This is a genomic window from Gardnerella sp. 26-12 (genome assembly GCF_001660745.1).
Classification (GTDB): Bacteria; Actinomycetota; Actinomycetes; order Actinomycetales; family Bifidobacteriaceae; genus Bifidobacterium; species Bifidobacterium swidsinskii.
On sequence record NZ_LWSR01000119.1, the window covers coordinates 1 to 3,975 of the forward strand.

General features: G+C 38.5%; 2 protein-coding genes. Both read left to right on the forward strand.

Features of this window, described 5'->3' with window-relative positions; translation table 11 throughout:
- Positions 1 to 58 precede the first annotated feature (58 nt).
- Positions 59 to 1,501: an adenylosuccinate lyase gene (gene purB / locus A5295_RS05580; RefSeq protein ID WP_064622094.1), complete on the forward strand. Its 1,443-nt coding sequence runs from the start codon at positions 59 to 61 to the stop codon at positions 1,499 to 1,501.
- Between the two features lie 15 nt (positions 1,502 to 1,516).
- Positions 1,517 to 3,952 carry a lysylphosphatidylglycerol synthase transmembrane domain-containing protein gene (locus tag A5295_RS05585; protein ID WP_004111489.1) on the forward strand — a complete coding sequence of 812 codons (2,436 nt, stop codon included), beginning with the start codon at positions 1,517 to 1,519 and terminating at the stop codon, positions 3,950 to 3,952.
- The last annotated feature ends 23 nt before the right edge of the window (positions 3,953 to 3,975 follow it).

The window sequence follows — 3,975 nt, forward strand, 5'->3', positions numbered from 1 at the left end:
ATTAAATTCTTATTGAGTAAAATTAAGCTAATTCGCAGCATGATGTAACCTTAAAACTATGAAGCTTACCGATATTTCTCCTGCAATAGCTCTGACTCCTCTCGATGGGCGTTATCATAATCAAACATCCGCACTCGTTGAATATTTAAGCGAACCTGCGTTAAATCGCGAGCGCATGCGTGTAGAAGTTGAGTGGATGATTCTTCTCGCAAATGGTTATGAAGCTAATCAATTCCAGCCAATTATTAAGGGTGTTAATCCTTTAACTGATGAAGAATGCTCATATTTGCGTTCTATTCCTGAAAATTTTGATGCTGAAGGAATTGCTCGTCATGCTGCGCATGAGGCTATTACTCATCACGATGTTAAAGCTGTTGAATACTACATTGACGATGCGTTAGACGAAGCAGAAAATAAGCTTGGTCGTGCTACTGAGCTTTCAAATTTAAAAACTTTAGTACATTTTTCATGCACAAGTGAAGATATTAATAATCTTTCTATTGCGCGTTGCGTAAAGCAAACTGTTTTAAACGTTTATCGTCCGAATTTAGAAGCGATAGTTGATTATTTAGTTAAAAATGCTAACGAATATAGAGATTTATCTATGCTTTCGTTAACTCATGGCCAGCCTGCTACTCCAACTACTTTAGGTAAGGAATTGGCAGTGTTTGCATATCGTTTGCGTCGTCAACTTCGTCATCTTGATACTCAAGAGTATTTAGGAAAGTTGAATGGTGCTACAGGAACTTTTGGAGCTCATTTAGCTGCTTTCCCAGAAGTTGATTGGATTAGCGTATCTCAAGAGTTTGTTGAAAATAGAATGGGTCTTCAATGGAATCCATTAACGACTCAAATTGAAAGCCACGATTGGCAGGCTGAACTTTATAGCACTGTAAGTCACATAAACCATATTCTGCATAATCTTGCAGTTGACGTATGGATGTATATTTCTAGAGGTATTTTTGTGCAAGTTCCTGTGAAGGGAGCTACAGGATCTTCTACTATGCCTCATAAGGTTAATCCTATTCGTTTTGAGAACGCTGAAGCTAATCTTGAGATTTCTTGCTCACTGTTTGACACATTATGTGCAACTCTTACTGAAAGCCGCTGGCAGCGTGATCTTACAGATTCTACTACTCAAAGGAATGTTGGCTCAGCTTTCGGTTATGCTCTTCTTGCTTTGAATAATCTTTTAGGCGGTTTGAAGTCTATTCATCCTAATAAAGAATTTATGGCAAAAGAATTAGACGAAAATTGGGAAGTTCTTGGAGAGCCAATTCAAACAGCAATGCGTGCTGAAGAAATTGCTGGCGTACCTGGTATGGAACGACCATATGAGCAAGTAAAAGAATTAATGCGCGGTCACCATATTTCACAAAGTGACGTAGAAGAATTCATTAAATCTCGTAGCTTTGATGCCAATACTGCAGCTCGTTTGCAAGCAATGACACCAGAATCTTACACTGGATTTGCTTCACAATTGGTGGACTTTATTGATTGAGTAGACGGTAAAGCCATGCAATCTAGCATAAATCCAAATCTTGTTATTGAAGATACTCAGCCTAGCTTAGTACGTAGTTGGGCTGATTTGTTGTATGCAATATCATCAGTTGTAATTGGCGTTTTTACTTTGTTGTCGTCAATGTGTTTATCAGCAACGGCTGATGCTATGAAGATTGATGCACGAAGTGCTACTCAAATTATAGGATTATCTTTTAATAATCTTTCATTTGTTCTGATACAGCAAGGTCTTACTCTTATTGTTGTTGCAGAAGTTATTGCACACATGGTTTCTGACAGGCGTTGGATTGATACCGCTATTTCTGTTATTACGCTGTTTATAAGTTATGGTTCAGTATGGCTGTTATCTATTGCGATATTTTCTACACACAATATAGCTTTGATTGAATCTTTACAAATGCGGTCTAATAACACTTGGGCTGATTTGCTTCCAGACATGTATGCTGTTCTGGTTGCTTTTCTTACAGTTAGTGGTCCTAGACGCGAATATAAGCATGTAATGTGGGGCTGGAATGCTTTATTCATTGTTACAGCAATACTTCTATTTTCATCTTGGGATTCCTACTCTGCTATTCTTGTATCATGTTGCTTAGGAAGAGCAATTGGTACGCTTATTCGTTTCGCAAAAGGCACACGCAGTAAGGGTGCTTGGGGTGACGATATTGTTCTTGCTTTAAAAAATATTGGCATAGATAATCTTACTCAATTAACTCGTAGAACTCAGCAAGCTGATCATACTGGAGTTCTTCGTTCAAGTCTTGATGACGATTTAATTGAAAATTCAAGATTGTATGATGCAACAGACATCCACGGCATACGTTATGTAATTTCAGTATTAGATAATCAAGTTCATTTACCAGGTTATTTAAATCAATTATGGCAGTGGGTGCGTTTAGTAGATATACCAACTCGTAGAGATCGTTCTGCTAGACATTCTGTTCATCACCACCTTTCTATGCTTCTTGTTTTACGAAATATGCATTTGCCAACAGCGAATGTTTATGGAGTAAGCGACAGTGATAAATCTTCAATAATGGTTTTTCACGCTTCTAACGCTCTACTGCCTTGCAATTTGAACACTTTAACTATTGATGATGCAGCAAAATTAATGCGTTATGTAGATGCTGCTAACACTCGCGGTATTACGCATAGACGCATCACTCCTGAAACTATTGCTAGGCTTGAAGACGGAACACCAGTTATTGCAGGTTGGCAAAACGGCGACGTTGCCAGCGATGATACAAATATTGCACTTGATAAAGTTCAGCTTTTAACGCTTATTGCATCTTGCACAGATATTGACACTGCTCTTAAAGCTGCTATTAACACATGGGGTGCAGAAAAGTTATCTGCACTATTGCCTTTTATGCAGAAAGCTGCTATTCCTGCTTCCACGAGATCTTTGCCATCTTGGAATAAAAAAGTTTTCCAAAATCTTTGCAATAAGTTAAGTCAAATAGTTGCTTTACACACAGATGAAGAAGATTATGATACTGTGCGTTTAGCGCGCTTCAATATACGTTTCTTTGTTAGCTTGGTTCTTTCGATTGTTGCTGTCGCTGTTATTGCTACACAGTGGCATCCTCAGGAAGTATTTGCTGCCTTGCGTCACGCAGATAATGTAATGGTATTTATGTGCTTTGCTTGCAGCATGTTTGCTTGGATTGGATCTGCAATTACTCTCGGCTCATTCATGGATGATCAAAAACCTTCTGCACATGTTTTGTTTGCATCTCAAGCAGCTACTGGTTTCACAGCAGTTTCTATGCCTGCTGGTGTTGGTCCTGCATTTGTAAATATGCAATTATTAAAGAAAAGCGGGTACACTTCAGCTCAAGCTACAGCAATTACTAGTGCAGTATGGCTTATTCAAGCATTAATGACAACTTTAGTATTACTTTCTATAGGCGTTTTCACTGGTAAAAATGTGCTTTCTGGAATGATTCCTACTCATATGCTCATTACTTTCATTGGAATAATCACACTTATAGTTTGTGTTTTAATGGTTATTCCGTCCGCTCGTAAAGCAATTCGAAAGCATTATTTGCCAATATTATCTGATTACGGCCATCAAATTAAGGAACTTATTTCACATCCTATGCAACTTATTGCAGGCTCTTTTGGTGCTATTGTGCTTGTTTCATGCATTGGATTGGGTTATTGGATTTCTTTGCTTGCATTTGGATATTACGCAAATCCTTGGGAAACAATCTTACTATTCTTACTTGCTAACGCTGCTGGATCGGCAGTGCCTACGCCAGGCGGCTTGGGTGCTGTTGAAGCTTCTCTTACTTTCGCATTTACATCTGTAGGTGTTCCTCCAACAGTCGCTTTGTCTGCCACTCTTCTGTATAGGCTTATGTTCTACTGGTTGAGAATTCCGTTAGGCGCGTTTGCAATGAAGTGGCTCAGCAATAATGAGCTTATATAAGTGAGATTTACAAACATTTGTGT